Raw genomic sequence first — 15,566 nt, 5'->3', positions numbered from 1 at the left:
GATGTGACAGGCGTTATTACTATACGCAGTACCATCTTGCTCTGTACAACAGCTATATCTCAGCGTTACTTTATCATTTATTGACCATGCAGTCAATAAAAATAATTGTGCACAATGATTTAGTTATAAAGACAGCATTACCTTCTCATAAACAGAAAGACATCCCGCTTCCGGACCCTTCGCCCAGAACGGAATGTCGAACATACTTTAGTTGTTTACGTTGTCCTCTGTCACCAGCTTCAATTCAGCAGGAATGACCTGCTCTACCTGCTTGCCATCCAGCACGTCCAGTGCAGCTTTCACCGCCAACTCACCAATAATTACAGGCTGTTGAGCAACGGTTGCCGTTAATTTTCCGTCCTGAATGGATTTAATCGCATCATCATTACCGTCGAATCCGATCACAGGAATATTTTTGCCCGAGCTCTGAATGGCTTCTATAGCGCCCAGTGCCATCTCGTCATTGTGGGCAAATACCGCTTGCACTTCAGGATTACCTTGCAGCAGATTTTCCATGACGTTCAATCCCTTGGACCGATCGAAATCCGCAGATTGTGTAGCAACCACATCAAGCTGTTCATCCGCGATCTCATGGAAGCCCTTGCCCCTTTCTCTCGTTGCAGAAGCGCCCGGCACTCCCTCAAGCTCGATGACTTTGGCTCCCTTGCCAAGCTGTGCAACAAAGTATTCCGCTGCCATACGTCCTCCTTTGACGTTATCCGATGCCACTAAAGCCGCCACGTCGCCTCGATCTGCAGACCGATCCAGCGTGATAACAGGTATGCCAACGCTGTTGGCGGATTGAACCGCTGTCGAGATTGCCGCAGAATCGGCAGGATTAATGAGCAGTGCATTTACACCCTGCTGCAGGAGATCATCCACATCGTTGGTTTGCTTAGCTGAATCGTTCTGCGCATCAACAACAATGACCTCAATCCCTTGTTTTTGGGCTTCAGCAACGACCCCATCCTTTAGGGATACAAAAAATGGATTGTTCAACGTAGAGATTGAGAGACCGATTTTCTTCAATCCGCCGCTTCCAGCAGAATCAGGCTTTGCCCACTCCGGTGGCTCCAGGGAGCACCCGGCCAACACAATAATCATCAGCATGCTTACGAGCGTTAAAGTCCACTTTTTCATGTTTGTTTCTCTCCTTATGCTGTTTTCTTGCGGTCCAGCAGGACGGCAATGGCAATCACGACGCCCTTCACCACCATTTGGTAGAAGGAGTTCACACCAAGCAGGTTCAAGCCGTTATTCAGTACCCCAATAATCAGAACACCGATCAATGTGCCGACAATTCTTCCCCGGCCTCCTGCAAGGCTCGTACCGCCCAGTACAACAGCCGCGATCGCATCCAATTCATAGGATGTCCCCGCTGTTGGCTGTGCTGAATTCAAGCGTGATGTCAGAATCGCTCCGGCCAGAGCTGCTAGCATACCTGCCAGAGAGTAAATCATGATTTTAACACGTGTTACTTTGATTCCTGAGATGATGGAGGCTTTCTCATTGCCACCGATTGCGTACGTTTTGCGACCAAAGGCTGTCTTATGCAAAATGATCCATAGCACCATAAACGCAATCAGCATAGTAATCGCTGGTACTGGAATCCCCAGTAAGTAACCTCGGCCAAATAATTGGAAAATCAGGCTGTCGCCAAGCCCTGTAATCGGGTTGCCGTTCGTGTATACCAGCGTTAATCCTCTGAAAATGGTCATCGTAGCCAACGTGGCGATAAACGGTGCCATCTTCCCTTTTGTGATCATGAGGCCGTTAACCATTCCCATGACACCACCTAGCGCTACACCGACAATGATGGATAAGATCGGATCAAAGCCAGATACCATCATATTAGCTACAAAGGCACTGGATAAAGCCAGAATTGAGCCAACCGACAAATCAATTCCGCCAGTTAGAATAACAAATGTCATACCGAAGGCGATAAGTGCATTAATCGAAACCTGACGTAGCAAGTTCAGAATGTTAAGCGGTTCCAAGAAGCTTGGATTCAAAATGGAAACGATGAGAATAAGAATGATCAAGCCGAGCAATGGCCCCATTTTTTGAGTTATATTCGAGAATCGCACACCGCTTTGGGCCTTTTTATCCTGAATGGTTGTCATATCATTGTCCCCCTGTAGCCAATGTCATTATCTTTTCCTGTGTGGCTTCTTCCCTCGACAGCACACCACTAATGTGGCCTTCATGTACCACCGCAACCCTGTCACTCATGCCGAGCACCTCAGGCAGCTCTGACGACACCATGATAATTGCAACGCCTCGGTCTGTCAGTTCATTCATTAGCTGATAGATTTCACGCTTCGCTCCGACATCTACACCACGCGTAGGTTCATCAAGGATGAGTACACTTGGACCAATTCCAATCCATTTGGCAATAACAACCTTTTGCTGATTACCGCCGGATAGATTCCGTGCAGAGGTTTCCGAGGATTGCGTTTTGATCTGTAGACGTTGGATTAGCGTATCGACAAATTCTTGCTCCTTTGCACCCGAGATGAAGCCTTTGCTGGAGAAACTGAACAGGTTAGGCAGAACCATATTTTCACGAATAGAGAAGTCAAGCACCAGTCCCTCGTCCTTGCGATCCTCCGTAATGAAACCGATGCCATGACTGACCGCATCTGTCGGTTTACGGATGTTCACTTTATGACCACGTATGAAGAGCTCCCCGCTATCCATCCGATCCAGACCAAAGATTGTTCTCATAATCTCCGTCCGCCCCGAGCCCATAAGTCCTGCAAAACCAAGAACTTCACCCGCTCTAACCTCGAAGCTTACATTCTGGAATAGTCCTTTGCTGCTCGCATTTCGGACTTCCAGAACCACTTCTCCATAAGAAGGGTTTCGAACAGGATAACGTTCCGTCAATTCGCGGCCGACCATTTTTCGTACCACTTCATCAAAGTTTGTCTCAGCAATGGCTTTGGTATCTACGGTTCTGCCATCACGCATGATCGTAATCCGGTCGCAGATCGTGAAGATCTCCTCCATGCGGTGAGAGATGTAGACAATGGATACACCGTTCTCCTTGAGCGAGGCAATGACGCCAAACAGCTTCTGGATCTCGCGCTCCGTGAGTGCTGCTGTTGGTTCATCCATAATGATGACCTTGGCATCCGTCATTAATGCCTTGGCAATCTCAATCATTTGCTGCTGTCCCACGGAGCACTCTCCCGCAGGCCGTTCTAATGGAATGGGTACGGACAATTTGGCAAATTGCTCATTGGCAAGCGCTTTCATTTGTTTCGTATTTAGTAGCCCCAGAGAAGATGTTATCTCCTTGCCGATGAATAGATTATCCAGCACGGTCATTTCGGGCCATACGTTCAGCTCCTGATGGATAAAGGTGATGCCCAGCTCCTCTGCTTCCTTCGGACTGCCAAAATAGGTCTCCTTTCCGTCAATAGTGATCTTACCTTGATCTCGCTGATGGAGACCAATCAGTATGTTCATCAGCGTGGATTTTCCGGCTCCGTTTTCCCCCATTAGAGCGTGGACCTCGCCTTCCTGTAACTCGAAATCCACCCCGCTCAGCACTTGATTGGTGCCGAATGCTTTATGAATATCCTGCATCTGAATATGCATTTTGCAGCCTCCTTTTTTAGCCGAAGTGGACTCCCGCTTGTAAAATGCAATTGGCATATGGGGTCGCTTCCCCTGTGCGAATAATCGCCTTCACCTGCCGTGTTAATAGCTTGAACTCTTCATGGCTTAAGGTTAAATCAATCGCATCTTGTCCGAACTTCTCCAACACGAAGCTCAGAGCTGCTGGATTGCCCACTCGAATCTCCTCCGCTACAATCACTTTTTCAATCACCATATCCTCTGCGATCAGTTCCACGATGTCACGAAAGCTTGGTGTTCCCAGTCTGAGGGCCAGATCAATCTTTAGCACACCGTCCGGGACCGGGAGCCCCGCATCTGCAATTGCAATGGTGTCGGTATGACCTAGATCAGCTAATATTTTGGAAATATGACTGTTCAGTATGCCATTTCTTTTCATGACAGACTCGCCTCCACTTCATCACGCATGGGCATACCGCCTTGCGCTCCGAACTTGGTCACAGACAACGAGGCAGCCCGATTGGCGAAGCGGATACTCTCCTGCAATGGTCGTCTCTCCGCCAATGCAACTGCAAATGCAGCGTTGAACGTATCACCTGCTCCAGTCGTATCTACAGCCTCTACTCGGTAAGTTGGTACTAAAATTTCCTCATCCCCGTCAAAATAACGTACTCCCTTACTGCCTTCTGTAATAAACAGCTTGTTGGGATATTGTCGCAATGCTTCTGCCGGACTCATGCCCTGAAACAATATTTCAGCTTCGTGTTCGTTTGGTGTAATATAGGAAGCCTGGTCAATGACTTCTTGTGGCAACATTCGCGCAGGAGCAGGATTGAGCAGCAACGGGGTCCCGAATTGAGCGCATAGCTTGCTCACGTGAACGACAGTCTCCTCTGGAATCTCCTGCTGAATCAAGACGATATCTGCCTCCCGAATGGCCTCTGATGCCTCATCAACATAGGCGGGAGTCACTTCACGATTCGCAGCTTCAACAACGACTATACTATTATCACCTTCAGCCAGTATGATATGAGCCGTTCCGCTTTCCGAATGTGTAACCGGTTTCACATTTTGCGTATTTACATGATTCTCTTTGAAATTCGCCAAAATATCTTTACCAAACGAGTCATCACCTACCCGACCAATCATCGTAACCTCAGCTCCCAATCGGGCAGCCGCAACTGCCTGATTGGCCCCTTTGCCTCCAGGAACCGTTGTAAAGCTATCGCCAAGAACAGTTTCACCTGCTCCTGGCCGCCTGGAGGAGGTAACCACTAGATCCATCGAACTACTGCCGATCACGCATATTTTAGCCATCGATCCTCACGCCTTTCTCGTAGTACCTCGTTCAATGAATTCAACAGGTAATTGTATGTTTTTATTCTCAACTGCAGCTTGCTCGACAAGCTGGATAAGTAAGCTCGCTGCTTCTCTTCCCATCTCGTAGGCTGGCTGGCGGATGGTAGACAAAGCTGGTGATAACAGACCACTCATCGGAATATCGTCAAAGCCGATAACCTGTACATCATCGGGGACCTTTCTCCCAATTCGTGCTGCCTCATGTAGCACAGCCATAGCCGCAATATCATTGCTGGCAATGATTCCGTCGGTGTCTGCGTAGTTGCTGAATAGCTCCTTCGCCCATACACCTGCCGCGTTAAAAGAAAAAGAGGTCGTCTGGATCACCCGGAAGTCTAGCCCTTCAGCACGAATGGCTTCGATGGCTCCTTCAAAACGATCCTGGGCTGGTCTGATATGTGACGGTCCCTGCATCACCGTGATGCGGCGGCTGCCGCGCTTGATGATCTCCTTGGCCGCCAGTCTTCCTCCTTCTCTACCATCTGCATACACAGATGGCCGATCTAGTGACGTCCTATCGAGAAACACCACCGGAATCTTCAGGTTGTTATATATAGATGAATGAGGATAGTTCGTTGAAGATATCACACCAACTACGTTATTCTGGATAAACGTCTGGATGTAATCCTGTTCCTTCTGTTCATCCTCATCGCTATTTCCGAATAGGAGTCTATAATCCTGCTGCTGCATGCCATCCTCTACCCCACGAGCAAGCTGGGGAAAGTACGGATTGGCAATGTCGGGCAGCAATAGGCCAATCAGTTTGGACTTGCGCTTATATAGAGAGCGGGCCACTTCATTGGGGGAAAAGTTAAGCGCTTTTACAGCGTCCTCCACTTTCTTGCGTGTGTCCGCATGGACGTATCCCCTGTCGTTAATGACCCTTGAAACAGTGGCTACCGATACGCCAGCCAGATTCGCTACATCTTTAATCGTTGTCATGAAATGTTCACTCCTGTGTGTAACCGGTTACACACTTAAATTAACATATCCTTTTTCATTTAGCAAGCCATTTGTCTTTGGGAATAATATCCAACATCGAATTCTCTGACGAAACCAACGTTAGTATCGCTTGTGTGCAGTATCTTATACAGAAAGCAGTCCTGACATACCTATCTCTACGACAGAGATTTGATCTCATGGCTAGACGGTACAAGCTCATATCCTTGACTTGGGACAACAACTTGCACTAATCAAATTAGCCGCTCTATAAGCGGCTTTCAAGGGAAATATGTTCTTGTTGCCAGAATAACAATGAAGTCGCTTGGCAGATTTGAACACATTCCCTCACAGTAGCGCTAACAGTAGTGCGACACCGAACGCGACACCACTAACCCACAGGTCCCTTTGCCGGAACACAAGCTGTCGGTACATGGTTCTCCCTTTGCCGTCGCCATAGGCTCTTGCATCAATGGCCTGTGTTAGTTGCTCGGCACGTTGAATCGTCGTCATGAAGAGCGGCACCAATACAGGAATGTACGCAAACATACGCCTAGGCCATCTAACAGCAGCAATGTCATAGCCTCTGGCCTTCTGTGCCAGTAGAACTCGGTCCAGTTCCTGAACGATAGTAGGTATAAAGCGGATGGCGATCACAATCATAAGAGCAAATTGTTCTACCGGCACCTTCAGTCTGGATAATGGCGATAACAGTCGTTCTAGCCCCTGTGCCAATATTAGCGGCTGGGTAGTCAGCGTTAGCAGGGATGCCAGCAGGATCATGAGCATAATCCGCCACACGACAAAGATCCCCAGCAGCACTCCCTCACTGGTTATTCGGATGAACGACCAGGTCCAGAGAACCGTAGACCCGCTACTTAGAAACGCATGATACAGCAATGTGAACAATAGAATGAGCAATACTGGCTTCAGCCCACTGAACAAGCGACCCAGCTGAATTTTGGAAATTAGTAATGTCCATAGTACAAATATTGTTGCAAATGCATAACCGAGAAGCGTGTCCATCATCAGGAAGCCCAGCATCAGCACGAGCAAGGCGACTAGCTTCGTACGTGGGTCCAGATGGTGAAGCAATGAATCGGCACTCACATACTGACCTGGCAATATACTATTTTTCATACAGCTACTCTCTCTCCTGCCAGATCGGCAAAATATGCTGAAGAATATCCTGTTCCCGACTGCTACTGACAGGAATTATCTGCCCGGACAGTTCCTCAATTAGCCTTAACAGCTGTACGGGCTCCGGTAGCGGTAATCCCGCTGTAGTCAGCAAGTCAGAGCGATTCAGGAAAAGCTCCTCTGCGTCCAAATGTCCCAGAAGCCGCCCTTCATGCAGGACAATCACCTCATCCGAGTATTCCTCCACATCCTCAATATGATGGGAAATAAATAATACTGTACGGTGGTCCTCCGCTCGCTGCCATTGCTGCAGCATTTGAAGCAGTCCCTTGCGGCCAATCGGGTCCAGACCAGCCGTCGGCTCATCCAGAATGAGCAGCCTCGGCTGCAGCATCAGCACAGAGGCCAGCGCTACACGCCGCTTCTGCCCACCGCTGAGCTGGAACGGCGCAGAATCAAGCAAAGCCTCATTGAGACCGACCTTGGGCAAGATCTGCTCAATAGCTTGTCTGATCGCCTGCTGCGAGTATCCCTGTACGCCAAGAGCGAAAGCCAGTTCACGATACACGGTCGTCTCGAACAGCTGATGCTCCGGGTACTGGAACACATAACCGATCTCCGGAACGATCTTCATCATGCCTTTCTTGTCTCTGGATGGTGAATGATGATCTATCCTGTATTCGCCAGTAAAGTCTGGAATAAGCCCCTTTAGTACTTTGGCAAAGGTTGATTTCCCAGCTCCGCTCGATCCGATGAGTGAAATCCACTTCCCCGGGCGCAAGATACAGCTGATATCCTGCAACGCCTTATGCTCATTATAGCTAGCATTAATCTTATTCATTTCATAGACCATTGGGAACGTATCATCTCCTTCCAGTCTGCTGTCAGGGGAGTGCTCATGTGAAGCCGCTGGTGAAGCCTCGCGGCGAAGGGCTGCTCTAGCTTATAGTCTGCCAGCGGGACCGTGGCGAACATTGTAGCCGGCTCTCCATCAAATACGATCTGGCCCTGATCCAGCAGCAATACACGGTCGGCAGACAGCACCTCCTCCATGTGGTGAGTGATATGGATGATGGTCATTCCTTGCCGATACAGCTGCTGTACAATGGACATGACCTGCTGCCTGCTATGAGGATCAAGCATAGAGGTGGCTTCATCAAGAATCAGGATACGTGGCTGCATCGCAATAATCGCTGCGATGGCGACACGCTGCTTCTGACCTCCTGACAGCTGGTGCGGCATGGCCTCGGCGTACTCCTCCATCTGCACAGACTGAAGAGCGTGCTGAAGCCGTACGTCCATTTCCTTCCTCGGCACACGAATGTTCTCCATGCCGAACAGAATCTCATCCATGACGGTCGTGGTAATGAATTGATCATCCGGATTTTGAAAGACAAGCCCGATCTGCTGCCGAATCTCGTTCAGCTCAGCAGGTACCGAGGTATCCAGAGCTGCAAGCTTCACACGACCCGACTTTGGCAATACCAATCCATTCATCAATCTCGCTAGTGTAGACTTGCCGGAGCCGTTCCCACCAACGATCGCCACGAATTCACCCGGACGTATCGTCAAGCTGATCTGATCAAGAATCGTTTGACCCTTGCGATAGTAGAAAAGAACATTATCTATAGTAAGCATTACTACTCCTGCTTTCTGGCGCTTCCACGCCGTGAAAAATGTCTCCAGGTCCTATGAGTTAGACAAGACGTGCATCCATTCCTTTTCACAATGGGCTCCTCATTTATGTAATTGCGTCTTCACGGACACTTCCATGGCATGCCGTGCGATTTTCCCACTGCCAGTGTAGAGGAACTCTTCCACCGTAATATAGTCCTTGGGCACTTTGTAGTCGGGCAGCAGCAGGCGACAATAGGCGTGAATCTCCTCCGTCGTCCAGCGCTGTCCATCCGTCCATTGGACGAGTGCAGCCACCTTCTCTCCCCAGCGATCATCGGGAACGCCCAATACCATAATCTCCTGGATCGCCGGGATACCTTGTAGTACCGCCTCGACTTCTTCAGGAAACACCTTCAGTCCGCCGGTCTTGATCATATGGCTGGCTCGACCAGCCAAATGCAAATACCCTTCTTCATCCATATAGACGAAATCTCCGGCCTTCAGCCAGCCATCGCAGAATACAGCGGCAGTAGCCTCCGGCAGTTGATCATAGCCGCAAAACATCATACGACTACGAAGATACAGCTCTCCTACCGTATTCACTGGCACTTCTCTGAACTCATCGTCGCGGATTGAGATATCCACCCCTTGAAAAGGTCGTCCAAGGGCATCTGCTCCTTTTTCCTCATACACATCCATATAGCTGATATAGCTCGCCTCGGAGGAACCATAATATTCATACAGCTTCGCTTCTGGAAATACAGTCTTGCAATGCAGTCTGGAGCGCTCCGTCCACTTGCCCCCAGAGCTGATCAGGGCCTGCACCCGGGTCTCTCCCGGAATAGCCTGTTGTGAGAGCGCATCAATCATCGTGGGCACTACGAATAGAATCATCTCTGGATAATGAGTACATAGCTGTAACACTTCAGCAGCATCAAATCTATGTACAATATGAAAGGTCGCTCCACTATACAAGCTCTGAACCAGCGCGAACAGTGACAAAGAATGCACGAATGGACCCGGAGCCACCACCTGCTTCATCTCATGTAGCTGGAATGCCTCCGCTGTAGCTTCAAAGCTGGCCAGCCAGGAGGCGTGAGTACGCATATAGCCTTTGGGCATACCCGTCGTTCCAGACGTATATCCGACAAACAACAGTTCATTATCATCCTGTACAGCAACCTCAGGCTCCAGCAAATTCATCCACTGCTTGTAGAGGGTGGTGGATCTGTTCCTATGCTCCTCGGCGAGCGTATCGCATGGGTGAATAGCATCAAGCTCACGATTCTGTCCCTGAAAATGCTGTTCCTCGAAGACAATTTGGCCTATCTGCAAGCATTCGGCAGATACCCTGTGTACATGTCGCTGCTCAACGAACAGCACCTGCGCCTGACAGTGTCGGAGCATTGCGTTCAGTTGTACATCATTCCATGTCGGGTCAAGTAGAACGGGAACACAGCCCGCCTGGATGGCCCCCAGGAACACTTCCACGAATTCGATCCGATTCGCAGACAGAATGGCTACTCTAGCATGACGTACTCCATGTTGTCTGAGACCGTTGGCTACACTTGATACACGTTGCTTCAATTGTACATAGGTGAGCTGCTTCTGTGAGCAGGAAATCGCGACTCGATCAGGCGAGCGGTCAACCTGGTCGAATATCGGCTGCAATAGGTTCAATGCTTCTCCCACCTTCTAAGTAATAGATAGCTACATTGGTGAAGTTAATGTCGACACACATTGGCAACTCGAAGGGCTAAGTATTGTGAACTTTCTCTTCGATGGGACTAAGTGACTTGATTCGAACAGCAATTACCGCTGCAATCACCGCCTTGATGATATCACCCGGTATATAGGCAGCCGCCCCCACGATTCCGGCCCATATAGACGTATTCGTAATAATCGCCATGACAGGAGCACCTATTAGACTCACAAGTATGATACCAAATGCAAAGTTGATGAGCACAAGCTTCCAGGTCGTCAGCTTAGGCCATACCTTCTCAGTAGCAAATCCGATGCAAAAGGCTGCGATTGGCCAGCTGATAATGAAGCCAATAGAGGGCCCGATCAGCGCAGAGATCCCTCCACGTCCGCCTGGCAGAATCGGTAAGCCTATAGCAACCAAGACGAGGAACAAGATCAGGCTGAACAGTGCCATTCTCTTGCCGAGGAAACACCCTGCAAGCATGACCCCAAGTGTCTGTGCAGTGATCGGGACAGGGATGAAGCCGAGTGGAATAGGTGGAATCATGCCCAGTACGCCAATGAAGGCAGCAAACAACGCTGCGTATACCATTTCTTTTGTACTCAAATTGATAACCTCCATGAATAGTCAAAATATAATCAAATAATGTCATAGCAGCGCCCTCTCGACGTTACCGAATAGAATTATAGCCTTTGGCACGCACATTGTAAACCTGTATTTTACACATAGGTTGACAATACGGCGCGCAGTCAATCTATGAACCAAATCTAATTTAATACTTCATGACTTTCAGGGGAATAACAGCTGCCTCTCTGCCGGGCAAAGAAAAGCTGACATTCACGTTTACGCACAAAAAGACCCGGAAAAAGCAATCGAGATCGCTTCTCCCAGGCGTATTCCCACCCTATTATTAAATTATTCATGGGACATAAGCCCCCACGACCTCAACTCTGCGCTCGTCCCCAATCTCCAGATATTTAACGTCGATCTCCTTACCCTTTTGGAATTGCGGAATATGAATAATCGGTATAAACGTTTTGATCATCGCTGGAAAGGTTCGACCATCCTGCTGTGTCACAGTTAGCTCCAGAGTGACCCCAGGCTGTCCATCCATCGACGACGATGTTGGGTGCACTGCATGAATGAATGCCTTGGCTGGAACACCTTTCATTAGAATTTGGGTACGCCCCTGTAGCGTACTACGCTTGGCCCTCAGTGTCGTATACACGAACCACACAATGATCAGACTCGTGAACATGGAGATTGCAACGTAGATCAGTATCAGACTCGTCGTAAACATAGCCAACCTCCTATACATAAATGTGCAGTGTTATTTTGGCATCTTTTTCCTCCAGTATAGCATGAGACCCCCATCAAGACGAGAGACTTCTGCCGTAATAGTTATCGGATTATACCCGCATTCCTCGTTGTTCAGAATCGGTTCAGTGGCCGCATCTATAATGTAAATGCATAGTTCTTACGACACTCTAATTAGCTCAGAACTCCCTGCGACTTAATACCCAAATCATGCAAAATTGTGCATATCAACTAGAACCGGGAGTGAGCATTTTGAAAAAAGTCAAACGCAATAAGCTGGTTGCCTCAGCTATGATCCTAGGAATCGCTACCGGATCTGTCATTATTCTACCATTCTCTTACGCATCCTTAACCGCTTATGCGGCTGATGCAGTATCTACTGAGTCGGACGCCATCAAGCAGGTGCGAGAGCTAGGATTTATGACCGGAGGGACACAAGGAGATTTCATGGCTGACAAGGTACTAACCCGTGCCGAGACAGCCAAGATTCTGTCCCTCATCTTTCAACTGAATACCAGCCCGCAGCAAATGACCTCCTTCATGGATGTATCTTCGACTGCCTGGAGCGCTTCTTATATTGAGGCAGTACGTGAGGCAGGCTTCATGGGAGGAGACGGTGAGTTGTTCCGTCCCAATGATGCAGTCACTCGCGCTGATCTGATCTCGATCCTCGTTCGCTCTATGGAGCTGCACGCCGATGACAGCAGCGTTGACGCTCAGACGCCAGTTGACATTGCTCGCAGCTACGGACTATCCCTCGTGGAGTCCAGTGAGGAGCTGAATGCCCCGCTGAACCGCGAGCACGGAGCAGAATTTTTCCTGCAGCTGCTAGATCATCCTGTTGGTGAAGTTGTTACCGACGGGAACACTGTGCGGATCGGTAATATACCCTACCAGATTGGCAGTACCCTCCAGGGGCTACTTGGTGTAGAAAATGGAAACGTACTCAAGGGAGCCAAGCTGGACTTGAACCGCAGTCTTCGTACCGTAACAGGTATTAACACTCTGGAGCTGAATGGCAATGGTGGAACTCTCGATGGTGCGGGAGCAACCTTCAACGGCAAATTAATCATTAATGGGTCTGTGACCGTGAAGAATCTCACTTCTACAGGTGAGCTAGAAATCCGGGGTACCGATTCCGTGGAGGTCATTCTAGATAACAGCAGCTTATCCAAAGTTACCATTATTGCGAAGGACGCAAAGCTGACTGCCACGGGTACGACCCGCCTGGAGCAGCTGGCCTTGGATAGTAACGCTACATTGCTGACACAAGGCGAAGCTTTCATTAACCGTCTCTCTCTCCTACAAGGCTTAAGCAAGCTCTTTATCAATGGTACTATTAGGGAACTGGATACTACAGGCTACAATGGTATTCCTTTTATTACCCTTCAGGAACGGGCTTTGATTCAGCAGCTGCGCCTGGACCCGAACAAGCTTCCGTCTGATGTGGTTATCAACTATAACGCTATGAAGCAAGCTGTGAACGGCTTGAACGGCAATGCCAATCCTGATCAAGCGCAGGTGGTGACCCCACCAGATACCAGCAGCTCCAGACCCAACTCCAACAATGGCGGTGGCAACAGCGGCAATGAGAGCCCGGCTGTGGACCGTGTGGCCCTTGAGACCACGATTAACCATGCTGGTTCTCTGCTGAATCGTGCTGGCGAAGGTGGACCTGACCGTAACTTGTATCCGCAAGCGGCCAAGGACAGCCTGGGCTCCGCGATTGAACTCGCCATCGGGGTACTGAACAATAATCAGGCCAATCAGGCTGCCGTGAATGAAGCAGTGCTGCAGCTAAATACTGCCATCCAGATCTACCTTGGATCAGCTGTGCAACAGGGCTCGATTGATCTGACTGCCCTGGATCAACAGCTGCGTATTTCGACGCAATCTATGCTTCCCGAGAATGACAATGAGCTGCCTCGCGTATGGAACGACTACTTACAGACGGCCATTCTCGATGCTCAGCAGGTACTAGTGAATAGTAATACGACGCAAGCAGATGTCGATGCTGCAACAACTCAGCTAGCTAAGAAGACCAAATTATATATGGCATCCATATCCATCAAGCTTCCTGCGCTCCAATTGTTGAACGCTATTAATTCCTTACCGGATGTGGATTTCACAGACGCAGATCGCTTCAAGCCGACAGCATTCCAAGCTATGCTCGTCTATGCCAACACCGCTTCAAGCCTGGAGGAGCTTCAGATCACTGCAAGCCAAGTACAGGCCATGTATGATGAGTACCTGCTCATCCAATCCGTCAATTTCACGGCTCTGAATGCCAAGTTACATGAAGTTGGCGAACTGACCGAGCTTCATCCGGCAGATGTAGTCCTCAGTGATATGCTGAATTTCTACACAAAGAAGATGCACAAGGCTATGACCCAGCCTGAGGTAGATGGGATTCTGCATGAATTGACCTCTAAGCTTTCTAACTGGAGCGGCATTAACAACCCAGGTGAGCAAGTAGATACCTTGGCCTTGTCCCTGCTTGTTAACACCATTATCCAATCACTGAATAGTGAGCCTTATTTGAGCTCCATCATGCCACTAGAATATCAGACGATGGATAGCTTGCTGAGTAACAGCATGAACATGTATCAGCCAGGCAGCACTTCAAGCCAGCAAGATATAAATCAGCAGTATACAGCGCTGGAGCAAGACTATCTCTTGTTCAAGGAACAGCTGGCTGACAAAAAGCTTGATTATAGACACCAGCTGAATTTGCTTATTCAGCAAGCGGACGATCTACTCACCACCCAATCGGGCAACATGTCTCCACAGGATGAGAACTACCTTAATATGTTGCTGTTGAATGCCAACCAGGCTGCTCAGATCGATTCCCCTGCCCTGTTTATCCTGTTCAATGCTGTGACGGATCTGTCAAATGGACTTCAGCAGGTTCAAATTTTGGACAAAGCTGCTTTGCTGACAATTCTTGATCAGGCCAAGGCAGATTATGACGCGTATGGGAAGTATCATCCGACGGGCCAGAGCTTGTACATGGCTATCGCTAATGCAGATGCAGTGATTTCCAGTGAAAATATTTCTCAGGAGAGTATTGATGAGGCGCAGTTGGATCTGGCAAATGCTCTACACAACTTCCAATTGCCATGGATTACACAACCGATGATAGACGATACCATTGAGAAAGCTATCCTGTACGGGGATCAATATTCCAACCAACCAGAAAGCGAATCTCAAGAGTATATTGATATGCTGATGGCTTTATTCGAAATGCAGTCGTTGGAGGATGCAGAGAGCTTTGAGGATACGCTGTCACAATACGTTGCTTTGAAGAAGAGTATTGAAGAATTTGAGCTGTTCCTTTCTAATCAAGGAAGCAACAATTCAGGCGGTATTCCGGGCGATGATCCAGGCATCCCTTTCACTAGTGATGAACCTGTCCAAAGCACGGATAATCCACCAGCAGATCCGGTAAATCCGACGCCTCCAGTCGAAGAGCCTTCGCAGGGTGAGGATAACGTTACTGAGGACAATGATGGAGCTAGCAATAGTGAAGTCCCATCTGAGCCTGAAGCTACTGAACCTGAAGCTAATGAGCCTACGCAGGATGGAGGCGAACCAATAGTCGAAAATCCAAATGAGAATCCAAGTACTCCTGAAGCAGATCCTGCTGATCAAGATGCAGAACAGGGAGCGGAGCAAGAGCAAAGTATTCTAGGTGGAGATAACGACTTCGGCATTCCCGGCTAAGCTGATGCTAGACTGACTTGACCTGAATTACTCCAGTCGAATGAATGGTAGTAGGTTGACCAGATCAAATATAAGATTTGATTCCCGCATTACGAAAAAGCCGTCCCTCCTCCCTCAGAGGTGGAACGGCTTCTTCATGTTGTTTTTACAGTGTCATGGGTAAGTCTAGTCCAACATTCCA

Annotated in this window: 13 protein-coding genes; 1 reads left to right on the top strand and 12 read right to left on the bottom strand. The window is 48.9% G+C overall.

Going from position 1 to position 15,566, the window contains the following annotated elements:
• Window positions 1–207: 207 nt before the first annotated feature.
• The 12 genes from rbsB to K331_RS0126390 form a co-directional block, all read right to left on the bottom strand.
• Window positions 208–1,140, bottom strand: coding sequence for a ribose ABC transporter substrate-binding protein RbsB (gene rbsB, locus K331_RS0126445; protein ID WP_028592626.1), 933 nt, complete (start codon window positions 1,138–1,140; stop codon window positions 208–210).
• Window positions 1,141–1,154: 14 nt separating this feature from the next.
• The gene (locus tag K331_RS0126440) at window positions 1,155–2,123 is read right to left on the bottom strand and encodes an ABC transporter permease subunit (protein ID WP_028592625.1); all 969 of its coding nucleotides are present in this window, start codon (window positions 2,121–2,123) and stop codon (window positions 1,155–1,157) included.
• 1 nt (window position 2,124) lies between these two features.
• On the bottom strand, window positions 2,125–3,606 hold the full coding sequence (locus K331_RS0126435) for a sugar ABC transporter ATP-binding protein (RefSeq protein ID WP_028592624.1): 1,482 nt from the start codon (window positions 3,604–3,606) through the stop codon (window positions 2,125–2,127).
• A 16-nt stretch (window positions 3,607–3,622) separates the two neighbouring features.
• The gene (gene rbsD / locus K331_RS0126430; protein WP_028592623.1) at window positions 3,623–4,024 is read right to left on the bottom strand and encodes a D-ribose pyranase; all 402 of its coding nucleotides are present in this window, start codon (window positions 4,022–4,024) and stop codon (window positions 3,623–3,625) included.
• Window positions 4,021–4,902 (bottom strand): ribokinase, encoded by an 882-nt coding sequence (gene rbsK / locus K331_RS0126425; RefSeq protein WP_028592622.1) that lies wholly within the window; start codon window positions 4,900–4,902, stop codon window positions 4,021–4,023. The genes rbsD and rbsK overlap by 4 nt, the downstream gene beginning before the upstream one ends.
• A 6-nt stretch (window positions 4,903–4,908) precedes the next feature.
• On the bottom strand, window positions 4,909–5,886 hold the full coding sequence (locus tag K331_RS0126420; protein ID WP_028592621.1) for a LacI family DNA-binding transcriptional regulator: 978 nt from the start codon (window positions 5,884–5,886) through the stop codon (window positions 4,909–4,911).
• A 345-nt stretch (window positions 5,887–6,231) separates the two neighbouring features.
• The gene (locus K331_RS0126415) at window positions 6,232–7,023 is read right to left on the bottom strand and encodes an energy-coupling factor transporter transmembrane component T family protein (RefSeq protein ID WP_028592620.1); all 792 of its coding nucleotides are present in this window, start codon (window positions 7,021–7,023) and stop codon (window positions 6,232–6,234) included.
• A 4-nt stretch (window positions 7,024–7,027) separates the two neighbouring features.
• Window positions 7,028–7,876, bottom strand: coding sequence for an ATP-binding cassette domain-containing protein (locus tag K331_RS0126410; RefSeq protein WP_028592619.1), 849 nt, complete (start codon window positions 7,874–7,876; stop codon window positions 7,028–7,030).
• On the bottom strand, window positions 7,861–8,661 hold the full coding sequence (locus K331_RS0126405; RefSeq protein WP_036635979.1) for an energy-coupling factor transporter ATPase: 801 nt from the start codon (window positions 8,659–8,661) through the stop codon (window positions 7,861–7,863). Before K331_RS0126405 ends, K331_RS0126410 begins: the two co-directional genes overlap by 16 nt.
• Window positions 8,662–8,760: 99 nt before the next feature.
• Entirely contained in the window at window positions 8,761–10,320 is a 1,560-nt protein-coding gene (locus K331_RS0126400; protein ID WP_028592617.1) for a class I adenylate-forming enzyme family protein, read from the bottom strand.
• A gap of 76 nt (window positions 10,321–10,396) precedes the next feature.
• Window positions 10,397–10,951 (bottom strand): biotin transporter BioY, encoded by a 555-nt coding sequence (locus K331_RS0126395; RefSeq protein ID WP_028592616.1) that lies wholly within the window; start codon window positions 10,949–10,951, stop codon window positions 10,397–10,399.
• A 313-nt stretch (window positions 10,952–11,264) separates the two neighbouring features.
• Entirely contained in the window at window positions 11,265–11,645 is a 381-nt protein-coding gene (locus tag K331_RS0126390; protein WP_018882938.1) for a hypothetical protein, read from the bottom strand.
• Window positions 11,646–11,914: 269 nt separating this feature from the next.
• On the opposite strand from K331_RS0126390, the gene K331_RS30675 reads away from it, so the two are divergent.
• Window positions 11,915–15,385, top strand: coding sequence for an S-layer homology domain-containing protein (locus K331_RS30675; protein WP_051290060.1), 3,471 nt, complete (start codon window positions 11,915–11,917; stop codon window positions 15,383–15,385).
• Window positions 15,386–15,566: the final 181 nt, after the last annotated feature.

This window comes from Paenibacillus massiliensis subsp. panacisoli DSM 21345, assembly GCF_000426545.1.
Lineage (GTDB): Bacteria > Bacillota > Bacilli > Paenibacillales > Paenibacillaceae > Paenibacillus > Paenibacillus panacisoli.
Note: the sequence above shows the minus strand (reverse complement) of the source record. Positions and strands in the feature narration are given on the sequence as shown.